Below are 16,987 nucleotides of genomic sequence, written 5' to 3' on the forward strand. Positions count from 1 at the left end.
CAAACCGCTCCGTCGCGCCGACGCGGCGCTGGCAGACTAGTGACATGGTCACTCTCCTGCTCGACTCGACCCGCCTCGAGGTCGTGCTGTCGGGCACCGAGCGACTGCTCTCATTCCGCAAGGGGAATGTCGTCATCGAGCGCCCGGCCATCTCGAAGGTGCAGCTGACCGACGACGCGTGGACGTGGCTGCGCGGCGTCCCGAGCCCCGGCACCCACGTGCGCGGCATCGCCGCGATGGGCACGTGGCGCTCGGCGGGCGGCGACGACTTCGCCGTCATCCGTCGACACCGCGCAGGTGTCGTGATCGATCTCGAAGGTCACCCCGAGTTCCAGCGGATCGTCATCACGACCCGCCACGGACTGGCCCTCGTGCAGGCGCTGAGGCTCGACGTGGCCGACGAGGCCGAGGCGGCCGACGTCACCGAGATCGCCGCGAAGGCGACGCGCAAGCCGCGCCAGAAGCGCCCCGCTTCGGCGCCGGTCCCGGCCGCCGGCGTCTAGCTGACGTCCCGGCGCCAGCTCGTCAGGTAGCCCGCGACCACGAGCACCGCGGCATATCCGAGCAGCACGAGGCCGCCCGCCCACCACTCGAGCGGGGTGTTGGCGACTCCGGTCTGCGCAGTGCTGATCGAGAAGACGCTCGCCCCGACGAGCGCGTCGCTCGCCGCGCCGGGAAGGTACTTCGTCACGTCATCGAGTCCGTCGACGAAGGATGCCGCGGCCCGGGCGACCGGTTCGAGGAACTGCGTGAACACCAGCACGCCGACGATGGCGCCCACCTGGTTGCGCACGAGGGCGCCGACCCCGATGCCGATGAAGACCCACAGCACGTAGGCGAGCAGCATCCGTCCGAGCAGCGCCCAGGTGTCGGACGAGGTGAACCCGGTCTCGATGCCGTAGCCGGAGAGGAAGGCGGCCGACGGGCCCACTGCCGCGACGACTCCGACGACCCCGTAGAGCAGCCCGAGGAGCAGGCCGACGACGATCTTGGCGCCCAGCACCGTCGCGCGTCGAGGCGTCGCCAGGAAGGTCGGCGTGAGCGTCTTGTGGCGGAACTCGCTCGTGACCATGAGCGTTCCGATGAGGAGCGGGAAGACGTATCCGACCGCCGTAGCGGTGCTGTAGAGGAGCGATGGGAGCCCGTCCTCAGGGATGCGCGGAGCATTGCCGTCACCCAGCGCACCCGTCGCCGACGCCGAGAAGACGAAGCCCAGTACCGTCGCCGTGAAGCCGACGTAGGCGAGCAGCACGATCGCGAGGATCCACCACATCGAGGTGGTGAACTGCTTGGTCGTCTCGGAGCGCGTGGTCGTGGCGAGGGTCATCGCGTCTCGTCTCCTTCCGTGTGCTCGTGCTGCTGTTCCTCGAGCTCCTCGGTGAGCTCCTCCTCCGACGGCTCGTCAGAAGGTTCGTCGGCGTGCCATTCCTCGGCGGGCAGCGGCTCGGGCTGCGCGTGCCAGTCCGCCGACGGCGCACCGAGATCCTCGGCCTGGGGTGTCTCGAGCTCGTTGACGAAGGGCGCCCCGCCTTCCGGCTCCGATGCCTCGGGGACGCTGTCGTCGAAGGCGGCGAAGAAGCGGTCGGCCTCGACATCCGCGTCCGTCTTCACGTAGCGCTCCCACGGGCGGTCGGAGTCGTCCGCGGGTGGTTCCGCCGACGCCTCTTCGTCGGCGGCGGCGCCGTCGCCCGTCGTGTCGTCGGGCTCTTCGGCAGGTGCGTCTGCGGGATGGGCCGGTGCGACGGAGTCCCATTCGGCGGATGCCGTGTCCTCGCGCTCGGGCTCAGCCTCGGTGTCGGGCTCCTCGTCCTCCACATCCGGGGTGCCGGCGTCGGCGTCGCCGTCGGCAGTCGGAACGCCGGCGGTGTCGACGGAGGCCCACTCCTCGGCCGCCGTCGCCGGCTCGGCGCGCGGCTCGTCTCCGGCGACGTCGACGTCGCCGGTCTGGTCGTGGACGGTGAGGATCTCCTCGGTGACCCCGCGGTCGCCGGCCGATTCGCCGGGCGCCTCAGCAGGCTCCTCCGGTGCTTCCGGCGCGTCGTCTCCCGGCGCCTCCGGCGCTTCCTCGTCCGGCTCCTCGGTGGCCTCGACCGTCTCGTCCGTCGCCTCTGCGACAGGTGCCCCGTCGGCCGGCTCTGCGTCCGAGTCGTTCTCGGTGGTGATGATGTCGATGACCCCGGTGCTCGCAACCGCGAACGCGGCAGGTGCTGCCTCGGCGCCGGTCGTCTCCGTGCGCGAGGCCTCCTGAACCCGGTCGGCTTCCGGCTCGACCGCTGAGTCCTCGGCTGCCTTCGCCTCTCCCTCTGCCCCTGCCTCGGGGACCTCGACCGGCGGCTCCTCCACCACGTCGCCGGCCGGGACCTCCGCCACACCCTGCGCCGTCACAGCAGCTGCCGTCGCAGCGGCGGCGGGCGCGGCATCCGTCGTCGCGGCGCTCGCGTGCACGCGTGTGCCGTTCACGAGGTCGAGGAAGACCTCCTCGAGGGCGGGACCACGGCGTTGCAGCGAAGTCAGGGCGATGCCCGCGTCGGCGGCGATCTGCCCCACCTCGGCCGGATCGAGCCCGCGCACCGTCAGTCCCGAGCGGAGCACCTCGACGTCGACGTGCGCTCCGCGCAGCGCCGCGGAGAGAGCGGCGCGATCCCGAGAGTCGACCACCGTTGCGGACTCGGCGGGGTCCGAGAGCTCTTCGAGCCCGCCCTGGAAGACGAGGCGCCCGCCGGCGATGATCAGGAGGGAGTCGACGGTCTGCTGCACCTCGGCCAGCAGGTGCGAAGAGACGAGGACCGTGCGGCCCTGACGGGCGAGTTCGCGCAGAAGCCCTCGCATCCACTTGATGCCCTCGGGGTCGAGGCCGTTCGCCGGCTCGTCGAGGACGAGCACTCCGGGGTCGCCGATGAGGGCGTAGGCGAGTCCGAGGCGCTGCCGCATGCCGAGCGAGTATCCGCCGACCTTTCGGTCGGCCACATCGCCGAGCCCGACGAGACCGAGCGCCTCCTCGATCCGCGACGAAGGGAGTCCCGCCGCCTGCGCATACACCTTGAGGTGGTTCGCCGCCGTTCGGCCGGGATGGAAGCTGGATGCCTCGAGCACGGCGCCGACGGACTGCAGCGGATTCTTCAGCTTCGCGTACGGCACGCCGCCGATCGTGGCGGTGCCCTGTGTCGCCCGGACCAGCCCCAGGAGGATCCGCAGCGTCGTCGTCTTGCCGGCGCCGTTCGGCCCCAGGAAGCCGGTGACCCGGCCGGGCTCGACGCGTGCCGTGAATCCGTCGACGGCGGTCACGGCGCCGAAGCGTTTCGTGACAGCGGAGAACTCCAGCACCTGTCCCTCGGGCATGCGAGAACCCTCTCGTCGTCGTGAGCCGTTCTCCCTATCTTTGCGGAAAGTCGGCCCGCTCGTTGAGAGTCCACAGCGGCACGCCGACGCCCCGTCGCCCGCCGGGCCGGGCGGTAACGTGTCACCGTGAGCGAAGCGGTGGGCGGCCCCGAAGACAAAGTGCTCGTGCACAGAAGCGGATCGCTCGCAAGGCTCACCCTCAACCGTCCCCGGGCGATCAACGCGCTCGATCTCGACATGATCCGCGCGGCCTCGGCCGCCCTCGACGCGTGGGAGCACGACACCGATCTCGACATCGTGCTGCTCGACGGGGCGGGGGAGCGGGGCCTCTGCGCCGGCGGCGATGTGCGGGGACTGTACGAGCGCACGGTCGCGGGGGATGCCGAGGCATCCGCCGTCTTCTTCCGCGAGGAGTACGCGCTCAACGCCCGCATCGCCGAGTACCCCAAGCCGTTCGTCGCCTTCGCCGACGGCATCACGATGGGCGGCGGCATCGGCCTCGCGGGCCACGCGCGCTTCCGCGTGGTCACCGAGCGGTCGAAGCTCGCCATGCCCGAGACGCGCATCGGCTTCACCCCCGATGTCGGCGGCACGTGGCTCCTGGCTCACGCTCCGGGTCGGCTGGGCGAGTATCTGGGGCTCACTGGTCAGACGATGGATGCCTCGGACGCGATCTACGCGGGCTTCGCCGACTACTTCGTCCCCACCGACAGCCTCGACGGTCTGCGTGACGCGCTCGAGACGCGTGCCGATCCCTCCGGCCCGGCCGAGCTCGTGCTGCTCTTCGACGAGACTCCCGAGCGCTCCCGACTCGCGGCGGCCCGCGAGTGGATCGACGATGCCTTCGCGGCCGACACCGTGCACGAGATCGTCGAGCGCCTGCGGGGGAGGCCCGAGGAGGAGGCATCCCGGACCGCCGATCTGCTCGAGGAGCTCTCGCCCACGGGGCTCGCCGTGACCCTCGCGGCCGTCCGCCGCGCGCGGGAGCTGCCCAGCCTGCGCGCCGCACTCGCGCAGGAGTACGGCCTGGTGATGTGGTTCGCCACGACGCAGCCCGACCTGGCGGAGGGGATCCGCGCCCAGGTGATCGACAAGGACCGTTCTCCGCGCTGGAAGCCTGCGACGCTCGCGGAACTGCCGACGGATGCCGCGGCATCCGCCCTCTCGTTCACTCCGACGGTCCCGCTCTGGAGCTGACTCCGTGGCCCGCGAACCGGACTCCGACGCCGAGTCGGCGCGGCGTCGTCGCGGGTGGTCGCTCGGCATCGCGCTGGACTGGTTCTTCTTCGTCTTCGCGGGACTAGCGGCCATCTGGCTGGCGTACCTGAGCCTCACGGAGACCTTCAGCACCGGCTGGTGGGGCATCCTCCTCGCCGTCGTCTTCTGGGCGCTGCTCGCGTATCTCGTGCTGCCGCGGCTGCACCGGATCCTGACGACGATCTACGTGCCGGACTACTTCATCGGCCGCACGCGCACGAGCGACGGGCTTCTGGGCGACCCCGTGAACCTCGCGTTCATGGGCACCGGCGAGCAGATCGAGGCGGCGATGGCGGCCGCCGGCTGGACGAGGGCCGATCCGATCACCGTCACCTCGACGTGGCGCATCATCGCGTCGACGGTCGCCGGCCGGAGCTACCCCGAGGCTCCGGTGAGCCCGCTCTTCCTCTTCGGCAGACAGCAGGACTTCGCCTACCAGCAGGACGTCGACGACAGCCCCGCCCAGCGCCATCACGTGCGGTTCTGGCGGTGCCCCGACGGCTGGCTGCTCCCCGGCGGAGGAAGGGTCGACTGGCTCGCCGCGGGGACGTTCGACCGCCGGGTCGGCCTCTCGCTCTTCACGCTCCAGGTGACGCACAAGATCGACGCCGAGACAGACACGGAGCGGGACCACATCGTCTCGACCCTGACCGTCGCCGATCCCCGCATCGAGGTGCGCGTGATCGAGGACTTCTCGACCGGGTACCACTCCCGCAACGGCGGCGGCGACTCGATCAGCACCGATGGCGACCTGCCCATCGTCGACGTGCGCGACGTGACGCTCCCCGCGACCCTCTCGGAGTCGCCGTGAGCACCCCCGCCAAGCGCCCCGCCTACGAGCCGCCCGGCCGACTCCTTCGGCCGACGGGGTTCGACCCCGACATGAAGCGACCGGTGACGACGGTGGCGGGCGCCGTGCTCGTGTTCCTCCGCGCAGCGGTGGGACTGCTCTTCCTTGCCGAGCTGGGTCTCAACTGGAACGTCGTCGCGATGCAGAGCACGATCGAGATCGACGGCCTCACCGACGCCGAGGCGGCAGGCGTGGGGCTCACTCTCCTCCTCGTCATCGGCCTGGTCGTCGTCGTCGCCGACGTCATCCTGGGCATCGTCATCCTGCGCGGGCACAACTGGGCGCGCGTCGTCGTCATGTTTCTCTCCGTCATCTCGATCGCCACCGCCTTCGGGGCGTGGTGGGCCGAGGACCTGGAAATCACCCTCAAGACGAGCCTGCTCTCGACGGCGCTCGATACGCTGATCCTCCTCGCGCTGTCCAGCCGGAGCGCGGCCGCCTACGCTCGGCGCCACGAGCAGCGCTGAGAGGACCCGCACATGTTCGACTCCCCGCTGTCCGCTTCGGCGTACCAGGTGCTGGGCGTCGAGCCGACGGTCGACGAGGAGTCGCTGCGCAAGGCGTATCGCCTTCGGATGCGCCAGACCCACCCCGACACGGGGGGCGAGGCATCCGTCTTCATCCAGGTTCAGCGTGCGTGGGAGCTCGTCGGAACGCCCGACGCCCGCGCCGCGTACGACCGCGGGCACGGCTTCGGTGCGCAGACCGCTCCCTCGTTCGCCCCGGATGCCCCGGCCTGGCGCCCGCCGTCGCGTCCCGCCGACACGCGGCCCCGGGCCCGCTCGTACGGCCAGCCCGGCGGGTGGCGGCGCGAGCGGTACCTCGATCTCATGCGCGAATGGGTCGGCCGGGGCGTGGACCTCCCCGACCCGTACGATCCGGCGCTCGTCCGGTCGGCGCCGCGGCTGCTGCGTCGGCTGCTCGCGGACGCCCTCGCCGAAGAGGCGACGGCGCGGGTCGTCGCCGACCTCGGCATGGGCTACACGGTGTGGCATGACGTCGCGGCGGGCCGTGCGTCGGACGAGAAGGTCGATCACGTCGTGCTGGGGCCGAGCGGGCTCTACGGCATCCTCTCCGAGGACTTCGGCGGGCCCGTCCGGGTGCGCCGGGGAGAGCTCGTCGGCGACGGCATCGAGACCGCGCCGATCGCGACACTGGTCGCCCACGTGCGCGTCGTCGCGCGGGCGGCGCGGGTGAAGTTCAGCGGTGCGATCGTCGTGCTGCCCGACGAGGACCTCGAGCAGCCCATTGAGGAGCTCGGCAAGGTGCGCGGCGTGCCGGTGGCCGTCGTGTCACGCAGCGCGCTCTCGACGATCCTGCGCCGCGGCGTGACGGGCGCCCGCGAGATCGGCGGGAACGAGGTCTTCGACGTGCGGACCCGTCTGCAGCACACAGTCCGCCACGTGTAACGGCGCCGCTCGCCGGTCCGGGGGCGTTTCGTCTCGCTTCGCTCGCTCAACGACCGGGTCTGGGGCTTCCGGGGGTCGGGGGAGGGTCAGCCTGCCAGGCCGAAGAGCTCGAGCGGGTGGGTGAGCCGCCACCAGGGCGACGGCGGATCGATGTCGTCCGACAGCGACACGTCGACGCTCGCGCTGTTGACCGGGCCTTTGACGTTCAGCGTGCCGACGATGTCGCCCGCGTCGCGGTCGTCGCCGAGGTCGAGGTCCGTCGTGACCGTGCCCGCGGCCCCGTTCCACAAGACGACGGAGGCATCGGCATCCGTCACCACATCGACGTGGTCGCCCCATGCGGTGTCGACCGTCCCCACGGTGGTGCCGACGTTCACCGACGGCTCGACCTGCAGCTCGGTCTCGAGCTGCGTGAAGAGGGCGCGGGTCGCCTCGACGCGGCCGGCGTCGTCCGGCTGACCCAGCACCGACGCGTAGAGGCGGACGGGGGTGTCGCCGACCGTGATGTTCTTCGCGGCGAGAAGATTGAAGTCGTCGAGCGAGCCCGTCTTAACCCCGATGACGCCCGCATCGGCGAGCAGGTTGTTGGTGTTCTCGACGTGCCCGGCGCCCGGCAGGTCGACCTCGGCCTTCGCCACGATCTCGGCGATGACGGGGTTGGCCAGGGCCTTCTGCGCGAGGGGGATGAGCGCGGCGGCGCTCGCCGTGTTGCGCTTGTCGAAGCCGGTCGGCTCGGCGATCGTGACCCCGGGCACCCCGTGCGCCGTGAGCCAGCTGTTGGCCGCGCTCGCGTAGACGGCATCGCTCGGCCACAGGTTGCTCGCGAGACGGTCGGCGTAGTTGTTCGCCGATCCGATGAGCATGCCCTCGAGAAGCTGATACTCGGTGAGCGTGCCCCCGACGGGGACGTCGAGCGACGACTCGCCGCGATTGCGGTAGCCCCAGTACGCCGAGCGGTCGCTCGAGGTGAACCGGAACTCCGGACCCTGCTCGCCGAGGGCGAGCGGCATCTCGTCGAGGACGAGAAGAGCCGTCACGACCTTCGTGATGCTCGCGATGGGCGCGGCATCCTGGGTCGACGCTATGACGCCGTCGAAGCCCGCGACCGCGACGGCGCCCGAGCCCTCGACCGGCCAGGCGGGGGTCGTCACGGCCGACGGGACAGGCTCGACCGCGACGGCTTCGATCGTCGGAGCGACGGCCGTGAGGGGCCACCACAGCGTCGTCGCCGCGTACCCGCCGAAGAGGAAGAGGATGATCGCGATCGGCACGAGCACACCCGCGCGCCACGGCGAGCGCCGCGGGGCGCGCGCGAGCAGGTCGGCGTCGACCACGACGTACGGGTGCGCGGCGGCTGCCACCTCGCGGGGGGTCAGGACGGTCTGGGCGACGGATGCCTCGTCCACCCACGAGAAGGCGACCTTCGGCGCCGGCGGCGACTTGGTCGGCTTCGCGTTGGAGGGCGCGACCGGACGCTCCGGCCCGGGCTCGGGCTCCCCGAGCGCGATCCCACCCGTGTCGGCGCGCAGGGCGCGCCGGGACGGCGGCTCGGTGTCGGCGAGAGTCACCCGCTAAAGGTACCTCTCCTCCCTGCGCGATATACTCATCGCCATAACCACGGGAGTCCGGTGTGCCGGGCTGAGAGGGAGCGAACACGCTCCGACCGTCGAACCTGATCTGGATCATGCCAGCGCAGGGAGGAGAGAAATGCACGTTTCCACGTCTGCCCCCACCACCGCCTCGGGTGCTTCGCACCGCCTCCGCTGGAGGGTCGTCGACATCGTCGTGGCCAGCGTCATCGGCGTCGCGTCGGGCCTGATCTTCCTGTTCTGGAACATCGGCTACCTCGGCCCTCAGGCGCTCCTCGCGCCCCTGCTCCCCGGACTCCAGGGACTCCTCGACGGGCCGTGGCTCTTCGCCGGCGTGCTCGGCGCCCTCATCATCCGCAAGCCCGGTGCCGCGCTGTACACCGAGACGCTCGCTGCCGTCGTCTCGGCCCTGGTCGGCAACCAGTGGGGAGGCTTCCTCACGCTCGAGGCGGGACTCGTACAGGGCCTCGGCGCCGAGCTGGTCTTCCTGGCGTTCCTCTACCGCGTGTGGAACCTTCCCGTCGCGATGCTCGCCGGCGCCGGCGCAGCCCTCGCGGGCGGCATCAACAATCTCGTGCTCTGGTACGCCGGCTCGAGCGCCGGCTTCACCGTCACCTACCTCATCTCGACCGTCATCTCGGGAGCCCTCATCGCAGGCGCCCTGCCGTGGCTGCTCACGCGAGGTCTCGCCAAGACGGGTGCGCTCGACCGCTTCGCCTCGGGCCGCGAAGCGCGCGCCCGCGTCTAGCGTGCCGATCCAGACGCCTGCTCCCGCCGCGGTCGAGGCTCGCGGGTGGGGCTGGCGTCACGCCAGCCGTCGGGCTTGGGCGGTTCGGGATGCCTCGTTCCGCATCGAGCCCGGGGAGCGGGTCCTGCTCCTCGGCGCATCCGGCTCGGGCAAGTCCACCCTTCTGCACGGCCTTGCGGGCGTGCTGGGCGGCGACGACGAGGGCGAGTCGCACGGCGAGCTGCTCGTCGGAGGGCGGGCCGCGGCATCCGTCCGGGGAACCGCGGGGCTCGTGCTGCAGGATCCGGACGCGCAGGTCGTGCTCGCCCGCGTCGGCGACGACGTCGCGTTCGGCTGCGAGAACCTGGGCGTTCCGCGAGACCGCATCTGGCCGCGGGTGCGGGAGGCGCTCGGCGCCGTAGGGCTGGAGGTGCCGCTCGACCGGCCGACCAAGGCCCTCTCGGGCGGGCAGAAGCAGCGGCTCGCGCTCGCCGGGGCGCTCGCGATGCAGCCCGGACTGCTGCTGCTCGACGAGCCGACCGCCAACCTCGACCCCGCAGGCGTCGTCGAGGTCCGGACGGCGGTGGAGCGGCTCCTCGAATGGCATCCGACCACGCTCGTCGTCGTCGAGCACCGCGTCGAGGTGTGGCTGCCCGTCGTGTCGCGGGTGATCGTCCTCGGCGACGGCGGAGTCGTGGCCGACGGACCGCCCGCCGACGTGCTCGGACGGGAAGGGCGGCGGCTCGCCGCGGAGGGCGTGTGGGTGCCCGGCATCCCACCGGTCGTGCCCGGGCCGCCCGTCTCACCCGCGGGCGAGACGCTGCTGAGCGCCCGAGGGCTGTCGGTCGAGCGCGTGAAGGGCACGCCGGTCGCGACCGGGATCGACGCCGATGTGCGCGCGGGGACCGTTCTCGCCGTCACGGGGCCGAACGGGGCGGGCAAGTCGACGCTCGGCCTGACGCTCGCAGGTCTCCTGCCGCCGGCCGGTGGCGAGCTCGCCGCAACTCCGGCGCTTGCCGATGGCGCGGGTGCGGCACCGATCCGCTGGGCCTCACGGCAGCTTCTCACCCGCATCGCAACGGTGTTCCAGGACCCTGAGCACCAGCTGCTGACGCAGACGGTGCGGGACGAGCTCGAGGTGGGACCTCGTGCACTGGGCCTCGAGGAGGCCGAGATGCGCGCCCGCGTCGACGAGCTGCTCGCGCGCCTGCGCCTCGACCACCTCGCCGCGGCGAACCCCTTCACGCTGTCGGGCGGCGAGAAGCGGCGGCTGACGGTGGCAGCCGCACTCGCGACGCGGCCGCGGGTGCTCGTGCTCGACGAGCCGACGTTCGGGCAGGACGCGCGGACGTGGGCGGAGCTCGTCGACCTCCTCGCCGCGGTGCGCGACGGGCGGGACGGCGATGCGCGCTCCGCCATCGTGGCGATCACGCACGACCTCGACGTCGTGCGGGCGCTTCACGCCCAGGTCGTCGAACTGGCGGCCGCGCCATGAGGAATCGCCGTGGTGCCGAAACGAGGAGATCTGGCGGAACCAGGATGATTCCCGCGGTTCCGCTCCTCGTTTCGCGACATCTCCTCGTGCGGACGACGGATGCCGAGGCATCCGCATGACCCTGCTCGAGAGCCGTGCGCGCACCGGTGCCGTCGCGCGGATCAACCCCGTCGCGAAGCTGGGGGCGAGCGCCCTCATCGCGCTCCCGCTCGTGCTGACCCTCGACTGGGTCTCCGCCGCCGTCGCGCTGCTGCTCGAGTGCCTGCTGTTCCCCTTCGCGGGCATCGGGTGGCGGGAGTTCTGGGTGCGCACATGGCCCGTCTGGCTCGCCGCGCCGCTCACGGCCCTCACGATCGCGCTGTACGGCGAGACGTCGGGGCAGATCTACGTCGACTGGTTCCTCGTGCGGGTGAGTGAGGGCTCGCTCGAACTCGCCGTCGCGACGTTCTTCCGCGTGCTCGCCATCGCTCTGCCCTCGGTCGTGCTGTTCGTGACGGTCGATCCGACCGACCTCGCCGATGGGCTCGCCCAGGTGCTGCACCTCCCGGCCCGGTTCGTTCTCGGCGCGCTGGCGGGGCTGCGCATGGTGGGTCTGTTCATCGACGACTGGCGCGCGCTCGAGCTCGCGCGCCGCGCGCGGGGCGTCGCCGACCGTGGGCGCACCCGACGGTTCCTCGGAATGGCGTTCGCGCTCCTCGTGCTCTCGATCCGCCGGGGATCGAAGCTCGCCACGTCGATGGAGGCACGAGGGTTCGGCGCTCCTGTCGAGCGCACGTGGGCGCGCGAATCGCACTTCGGCGGGCGGGAGTGGGCGCTCATGGCGATCGGCGCCGCGATCTCGGCCCTCGCCGTGACGGCCGCCGTGCTGGCCGGCACGTGGAACTTCATCCTCGGCCCGGGTTGAGCTCCGCCCTTCGACAAGCTCAGGGACCAGTGGGGTGCTTGGTCCTCAGGGGGCGAGGGCCGCGTACTCGTCTTTGAGAGCGGGGTAGTAGTCGTCCCAGACGATGGCCGAGGCATCCTGACCCTCGTGGGCGGCCAGCGCGCGATCGAGGTAGTACTCCCAGCCCGGGCCGATCGAGCCGATGTCCTCGCCCGGCGACAGGCGCTGGCCGAAGGTGAGGGTCGTGACGCCCGCCGTCTCGTCGAGCTCGAACCACAGGTGCCAGCCGCCGCCGGCGGCCTCGGCATCCGTGTCTCCCACGAAACGACGGGGTCGATCGCACTCGATGATCGTGTACTGCGACGGCTCGGGGTCGTCGCCCTCGGCCGTCATGAAGAACGAGACCCGCCCCATGGTGGGGTCGCCCTCCCAGTAGCCGATCCAGTCGCGCAGGCGATCGGACTCGGTGAACGTCTGCCACACGGCCTCGGCCGGCGAGCCGAACGTGCGCGTCAGCACGAGGTTGGGCGCGCCGTCGATCGTGGTGACGGTGCCGGTGCGGGTGGCGGTCATGTCGCGTTCCAGAGCTCCCGGTAGTAGTCGATGCGCTCCGTGTCGGGTTCGATCCCGTACGCCGCGAGGAGAGCGCCATCCCATCCGGGTCCATAGTTCCACTCGGTGCTCATCGACGCCACGGCGAGGTCCGCCCACCGGTCTGCGACGCCGAGCGCGCCGAGGTCGACGTGAGCCACCCAGCGGCCGTCGTCGCCGATCAGCGTGTTGGGGGAGCAGGCGTCGGCGTGGCACACCACGAGCGCGTCGATCGTCGGCGGTTCGCGAAGACGGTCCGGAACCTGGATGCCTCGGCCCGCCGCATTCGTGAGCCGCGACGTCACGCTCCAGTCGAAGGGGCACTCCGCGACCGGGAGCGCGTCGTGGAGCGCGCGAAGCCCCTCGCCGATCGCCCGCACGGCCGTGGCGGGCTCGGCGACCCAGCGGGGTGCGACGGCCGACTCGCCGGGCACGGTCTCGGTCACGATCCACTCGTGCGTCCCATCGCCGCCGTGTTCCAGCACCCGGGGCACGGGAATGTAGCGCACGGCCCAGTCCAGTCGCTCGGCCTCGTCGGCGAAGGAGGTCTCGAGGTTCCGAGGCGAGTGCTTGATGTGCCGGCCGTCCGAGGTGCGGAACGTCACGCCGCCGATCTCGTTGAGCCAGACGGGGCGCAGGTCCGCGCCGCGCGCGAGGGCCCGCACCTGGCCGGGGACCTCGACGGCGGAGAGCGGGATCGTCACGGGCTCACTCGAGGAGCGCCTCGCGCAGGAGCTCCGCGTGGTTGTGACGCTCGTCGTGCGCCCCGTAGAGGAGCGTCACGACGGGCTTGCCCGACAGCGCCTCGCGGAGCTCGGGCACGGCGGGGTTGACCGCCAGCTCGGCGCGGTAGGCGGCAGCGAAGGTCTCCCAGTCCATCCCGTCCTGGTGGAAGGCGCGACGCAGCTCGGTCGTGGGTGCGGCCTCCTTGGCCCACAGGTCGACGGCGGCGCGCTCTTTCGTCAGACCACGCGGCCACAGGCGGTCGACCAGCACGCGGAAGCCGTCGTCGGCCGACGGCTCGTCGTACACGCGCTTGAGGAAGAACTCCACCGTTCCAGTCAACTCCGCGCGCTCCCCTCGCACCACCCTCCGCACTAGCCTGGAGGGTGGCGCCGGTACCGCGGCGTGCATGACACGGAGTCCCGCCTATGCTGGGACTGGATGCCACGATTCGAGTTCGAAGGAGAACGCATGGACATCTCGGGCGCATCGGCCCTCGTCACGGGCGGGGCCAGCGGGCTGGGTCTCGCTACGGCGCGCCGGCTCGCGGAGGCAGGAGCGTTCGTGACGATCGTCGACCTCCCGTCGTCGGCCGGAGCAGCCGTCGCGCAGGAGTTCGGCGGAGCCTTCGCGGCCGCCGACGTGACCGATCCCGAGCAGGTCGCCGGGGCGGTCGCACGTGCCGCCGAGGCCGGACCGCTCCGGGTCGTCGTGAACTGCGCCGGCATCGCACCGCCGGCCAAGGTGCTCGATCGCGAGGGGAACCCGTCGCCGCTCGCCGACTTCGAGCGCATCGTGCGGATCAACCTCATCGGCACGTACAACGTGATCGCCCAGGCATCCGCCGTCATGTCGAAGACGGATGCCGCGGCCGACGGCGACCGGGGCGTCATCGTCAACACCGCGAGCGTCGCCGCCTTCGACGGCCAGATCGGGCAGCCCGCGTACTCGGCGAGCAAGGGCGGAGTCCACGCCATGACGCTCCCGATCGCCCGCGAGCTCGCGCGCTACGGCATCCGCGTGCTGACGATAGCCCCCGGCATCATGGAGACGCCGATGCTCAAGGGCCTCCCCGAGGCGGCCCAGGAGTCGCTCGGCCAGCAGGTCCCCTATCCGCAGCGCCTCGGACGCCCCGACGAATACGCGAAGCTCGTGCTCGCGATCGTCGACAACGGCTACCTCAACGGCGAGACGATCCGCCTCGACGGCGCGATCCGCATGGCGCCGAAGTAAGGAATGCACATGAGCGACTCGATCCTGATCGCACGTGAGGGCGGCCTCGCCCGCGTGACGTTCAACCGCCCGGCGTACCTCAACGCGATGGATTTCGAGATGGGCCGACGCTGGCGCGACGTCGCCCACGAGCTGACGACGGATGACTCCGTGGGGGCGGTGATCCTGGATGCCGCAGGCCCCGCCTTCTGCGCCGGGGGCGACGTGCTCGCGATGGCGACGTCGAACGCCGGCGGCACGGAGGTGACCGAGACGGCGCACATCATCCACGACGGCATCCGCACGTTCGCGCTCTCCGACAAGCCGATCGTCGCCGCGGTGCAGGGCGCCGTCGCCGGCGGCGGCCTCGGGCTGATGCTCACCGCCGACTACATCGTCGCGTCCGAGTCGGCGAAGTTCGTCAGCAAGTACGCCAACATCGGCCTGACCCCCGACCTCGGCGTCTCGACCCTGCTGCCGGCCGCGATCGGCCAGCGCCGCGCCCTGCAGCTGCTGCTCCAGGACCGCACGATCGACGCCGCGACCGCCCTGGACTGGGGCCTCGTGACCGAGGTCGTGCCGGCGGCCGAGGTCGCGAGCCGGGCGCAGGAGATCGCCGGGTTCTGGCTCGCGAACGCGACGGCGGCGTTCGGCCAGGCCAAGCGCCTCGTGCGGGTCGGCGCCGACCGCACCTTCAGCGAGAACCTCGACGACGAGGCGGCGACGATCGGCGCGCGCTTCGAGACCGAGGAGTCGCGCACCCGCGTCGCCGCGTTCGCCGCGGCATCCGCCAAATCGGCCCGGCCGTCCACCTGACGTCTCTGTGTCCCGAATTCGGCCGCTTGCGCAGGCGCTGAGCGGCCGAATTCGGGACACGCTACACCCCACTTCGGCTCCACGACGGGAGAGAACCATGACCGACCCCTCGAACGGCTCGGCGCCCCTGGCCGGCAAGACGATCCTCATGTCCGGCGGCAGCCGCGGCATCGGCCTGGCGATCGCGCTGCGCGCGGCGCGCGACGGCGCGAACATCGCACTCATGGCCAAGACAGACACCCCCCACCCGAAGCTCGAGGGCACCGTGCACACGGCGGCTGAGCAGATCCGGGATGCCGGGGGCCGCGCGCTCCCGATCGTGGGCGACGTGCGCAACGACGACGACATCACCCGCGCCGTGCTCGAGACGCAGGGCGAGTTCGGCGGCATCGACGCCGTCGTCAACAACGCGAGCGTCATCGATCTGTCGGGCTCGCTCGACCTCGCGGCGAAGAAGTACGACCTGATGCAGGACGTCAACGTGCGCGGTACGTTCCTGCTCTCGCGAGCCGCGGTGCCGATCCTCCGTGACAGCGCCAACCCGCACATCCTGTCGCTCTCGCCGCCGCTCAATCTGTCGCCGAAGTGGCTCGGGGCGCACACCGGCTACACGCTCGCGAAGTACGGCATGACGATGGCGACCCTGGGCCTCGCCGCCGAGTTCGCCAAGGACGGCATCGCCGCGAACACGCTGTGGCCGCGCACGACGATCGCGACGGCGGCGGTGCAGTTCGCGCTCGGCGGCGACATGATGATGAAGGCCAGCCGCACGCCGGACATCTACGCGGACGCCGCATACGAGGTCCTCACGCGGCCGGCGCGCGAGTACACCGGGAAGACCCTGATCGTCGAGGACGTGCTCGCCGAGTCGGGCGTCACCGACTTCTCGCACTACGCCGCCGTGCCGGGAACCCCGGACGACCGGCTCTTCCCGGACATCTTCCTGGATTGAGCCTCCGCCGGCGCCGCGGGGCCCTGCCGCCCGAGCGGTCGGCGGCGTAGCGTGGGCTCATGGCCGTCCGGAGCCTCTTCCCGATCATCCTGACGCGCGATCTGCCGCGCCTGGTGTCGTTCTACGAGCACGCCCTGCACGCCAAGGTCGACTACCGCTTCGGCAGCGCCGACGAGGACGACTACGTCACGCTCAAGCTCGGCGAGGCGTCGCTGGGCATCGGCCGGGATCCCGGAGCCCCAGTGGCCGGCGACCGCGTCGCACTGTGGTTCTCCGTCGACGACGTCGACGCGGCCTTCTCCCGGTGGGTGGCGGTGGGCGGCTCGTCGGTGTCCGGACCGGCCGACATGCCGTGGGGCGAGCGAGCCGCGCAGGTGCGCGATCCCGACGGCAACCTCGTCAACCTCGGCGCGGCCGCCACGACTGCGTGATGCGACCTCGCTCGTCGCCCTCGTCGGGCGATGGGCACGCTCAGCCCGGTCAGTGCTTGTTGCCGGTGAAGAGCAGGATGCCGCCGAGGCCGATCATGAGGCCGCCGCCCGTCGCCGTCAGGCGCGCTATGCGCGTGGGGGAGCGGCCGAACCAGTCGCGGGCGCCCGCTGCGATGAGTGCCCAGATGCCGTCCGACAGCAGGGCGATCACGAAGAACACGAGGCCCAGCTCGATCATCTGCAGGGGCACCATGCCGGCGTCGAGATCGACGAACTGCGGGAGCACCGCGACGAAGAAGGCGATCGTCTTGGGATTGGTGATGCCGACGACGAACCCCTCGCCGAGCTGGCGCCAGTGCGAGCGCGGAAGGGCGCCGTTCGTCGCCGCCTCGGCTGTGCGGTTGCGGTGACGGATCGCCTGCACGCCGAGGTACATGAGGTAGAGGGCGCCCGCGACCTTGACGATCGTGAAGAGCACGACCGAGCTCGCGACGATGCCGCCGACGCCCAGCGCGACGGCGACGATGATCGGCAGAAGCCCGAGGGCGTTCCCCAGCACGCTGAGGAGGCCCCCGATGCGGCCGAGCGCGAGGGCCCGGCCGATCGTGAAGAGGACGCTCGGCCCCGGGATCACGATGAGCACGAGGGCCGCGAGCGCGAAGGCGAGGAGATTCTCGATCGGGACCACGAAGAAACGATAGTGCGTCGCGACG

19 protein-coding genes and 1 riboswitch are annotated in these 16,987 nt (G+C 71.5%); of the genes, 12 read left to right on the top strand and 7 right to left on the bottom strand.

Annotation, left to right across the window (positions count from 1 at the left end; genetic code table 11):
- The first annotated feature begins 44 nt into the window (after positions 1–44).
- Positions 45–503, top strand: a complete 459-nt coding sequence (locus tag G5T42_RS06865) for a hypothetical protein (protein WP_165127098.1) — start codon at positions 45–47, stop codon at positions 501–503.
- Here G5T42_RS06865 and G5T42_RS06870 read toward each other — a convergent pair.
- A complete protein-coding gene (locus G5T42_RS06870; RefSeq protein ID WP_165127100.1) occupies positions 500–1,327 on the bottom strand; it encodes an ABC transporter permease in 828 nt (275 codons plus the stop codon). The genes G5T42_RS06865 and G5T42_RS06870 overlap by 4 nt on opposite strands.
- Complete coding sequence (locus G5T42_RS06875) at positions 1,324–3,339, bottom strand: ABC transporter ATP-binding protein (RefSeq protein WP_165127102.1); 2,016 nt, start codon at positions 3,337–3,339, stop codon at positions 1,324–1,326. Before G5T42_RS06875 ends, G5T42_RS06870 begins: the two co-directional genes overlap by 4 nt.
- A 138-nt stretch (positions 3,340–3,477) precedes the next feature.
- Between G5T42_RS06875 and G5T42_RS06880 the strand changes: the two genes are divergently transcribed.
- Genes G5T42_RS06880 through G5T42_RS06895 form a run of 4 tightly spaced genes read left to right on the top strand, consistent with a single transcriptional unit; the run spans position 3,478 to position 6,855 of the window.
- Positions 3,478–4,536: an enoyl-CoA hydratase/isomerase family protein gene (locus tag G5T42_RS06880; protein ID WP_165130125.1), complete on the top strand. Its 1,059-nt coding sequence runs from the start codon at positions 3,478–3,480 to the stop codon at positions 4,534–4,536.
- A 4-nt stretch (positions 4,537–4,540) separates the two neighbouring features.
- Positions 4,541–5,407: an LssY C-terminal domain-containing protein gene (locus tag G5T42_RS06885; protein ID WP_241245994.1), complete on the top strand. Its 867-nt coding sequence runs from the start codon at positions 4,541–4,543 to the stop codon at positions 5,405–5,407.
- Positions 5,404–5,913 (top strand): hypothetical protein, encoded by a 510-nt coding sequence (locus tag G5T42_RS06890; protein ID WP_165127106.1) that lies wholly within the window; start codon positions 5,404–5,406, stop codon positions 5,911–5,913. The genes G5T42_RS06885 and G5T42_RS06890 overlap by 4 nt, the downstream gene beginning before the upstream one ends.
- Before the next feature lie 12 nt (positions 5,914–5,925).
- Positions 5,926–6,855, top strand: a complete 930-nt coding sequence (locus tag G5T42_RS06895; protein ID WP_165127108.1) for a J domain-containing protein — start codon at positions 5,926–5,928, stop codon at positions 6,853–6,855.
- 86 nt (positions 6,856–6,941) lie between these two features.
- On the opposite strand, the gene G5T42_RS06900 is transcribed toward G5T42_RS06895, so the two are convergent.
- Positions 6,942–8,423, bottom strand: a complete 1,482-nt coding sequence (locus G5T42_RS06900; RefSeq protein WP_206535723.1) for a D-alanyl-D-alanine carboxypeptidase — start codon at positions 8,421–8,423, stop codon at positions 6,942–6,944.
- A 39-nt stretch (positions 8,424–8,462) separates the two neighbouring features.
- Positions 8,463–8,571, top strand: a riboswitch (TPP riboswitch).
- Between G5T42_RS06900 and G5T42_RS06905 the strand changes: the two genes are divergently transcribed.
- From G5T42_RS06905 to G5T42_RS06915, 3 genes are all read left to right on the top strand, one after another.
- Entirely contained in the window at positions 8,563–9,192 is a 630-nt protein-coding gene (locus tag G5T42_RS06905; protein ID WP_165127110.1) for an ECF transporter S component, read from the top strand. It overlaps the preceding riboswitch by 9 nt.
- A 1-nt stretch (position 9,193) precedes the next feature.
- Positions 9,194–10,666, top strand: coding sequence for an ATP-binding cassette domain-containing protein (locus G5T42_RS06910; RefSeq protein WP_165127112.1), 1,473 nt, complete (start codon positions 9,194–9,196; stop codon positions 10,664–10,666).
- Positions 10,667–10,781: 115 nt separating this feature from the next.
- Positions 10,782–11,570: an energy-coupling factor transporter transmembrane component T gene (locus G5T42_RS06915; protein ID WP_165127114.1), complete on the top strand. Its 789-nt coding sequence runs from the start codon at positions 10,782–10,784 to the stop codon at positions 11,568–11,570.
- 45 nt (positions 11,571–11,615) lie between these two features.
- Here G5T42_RS06915 and G5T42_RS06920 read toward each other — a convergent pair whose 3' ends face one another.
- Genes G5T42_RS06920 through G5T42_RS06930 form a run of 3 tightly spaced genes read right to left on the bottom strand, consistent with a single transcriptional unit; the run spans position 11,616 to position 13,193 of the window.
- The gene (locus G5T42_RS06920; protein ID WP_165127116.1) at positions 11,616–12,122 is read right to left on the bottom strand and encodes an SRPBCC domain-containing protein; all 507 of its coding nucleotides are present in this window, start codon (positions 12,120–12,122) and stop codon (positions 11,616–11,618) included.
- Entirely contained in the window at positions 12,119–12,844 is a 726-nt protein-coding gene (locus G5T42_RS06925; RefSeq protein WP_165127118.1) for an aminoglycoside 3'-phosphotransferase, read from the bottom strand. Before G5T42_RS06925 ends, G5T42_RS06920 begins: the two co-directional genes overlap by 4 nt.
- Positions 12,845–12,848: 4 nt before the next feature.
- The gene (locus G5T42_RS06930; RefSeq protein ID WP_241245995.1) at positions 12,849–13,193 is read right to left on the bottom strand and encodes a DUF488 family protein; all 345 of its coding nucleotides are present in this window, start codon (positions 13,191–13,193) and stop codon (positions 12,849–12,851) included.
- 141 nt (positions 13,194–13,334) lie between these two features.
- Here G5T42_RS06930 and G5T42_RS06935 point away from each other — a divergent pair, with 141 nt between their 5' ends.
- The 4 genes from G5T42_RS06935 (at position 13,335) to G5T42_RS06950 (ending at position 16,274) form a co-directional block, all read left to right on the top strand.
- Positions 13,335–14,096: an SDR family NAD(P)-dependent oxidoreductase gene (locus G5T42_RS06935; RefSeq protein ID WP_165127122.1), complete on the top strand. Its 762-nt coding sequence runs from the start codon at positions 13,335–13,337 to the stop codon at positions 14,094–14,096.
- A gap of 9 nt (positions 14,097–14,105) precedes the next feature.
- Complete coding sequence (locus G5T42_RS06940) at positions 14,106–14,891, top strand: enoyl-CoA hydratase/isomerase family protein (protein ID WP_165127124.1); 786 nt, start codon at positions 14,106–14,108, stop codon at positions 14,889–14,891.
- A 97-nt stretch (positions 14,892–14,988) separates the two neighbouring features.
- Positions 14,989–15,843: an NAD(P)-dependent oxidoreductase gene (locus G5T42_RS06945; RefSeq protein WP_165127126.1), complete on the top strand. Its 855-nt coding sequence runs from the start codon at positions 14,989–14,991 to the stop codon at positions 15,841–15,843.
- Positions 15,844–15,902: 59 nt separating this feature from the next.
- Positions 15,903–16,274, top strand: coding sequence for a VOC family protein (locus G5T42_RS06950; RefSeq protein ID WP_165127128.1), 372 nt, complete (start codon positions 15,903–15,905; stop codon positions 16,272–16,274).
- Between the two features lie 49 nt (positions 16,275–16,323).
- Here G5T42_RS06950 and G5T42_RS06955 read toward each other — a convergent pair whose 3' ends face one another.
- On the bottom strand, positions 16,324–16,962 hold the full coding sequence (locus G5T42_RS06955) for a LysE family translocator (RefSeq protein WP_165127130.1): 639 nt from the start codon (positions 16,960–16,962) through the stop codon (positions 16,324–16,326).
- Between the last annotated feature and the right edge of the window lie 25 nt (positions 16,963–16,987).

This window comes from Microbacterium sp. 4R-513 (assembly GCF_011046485.1).
GTDB lineage: Bacteria > Actinomycetota > Actinomycetes > Actinomycetales > Microbacteriaceae > Microbacterium.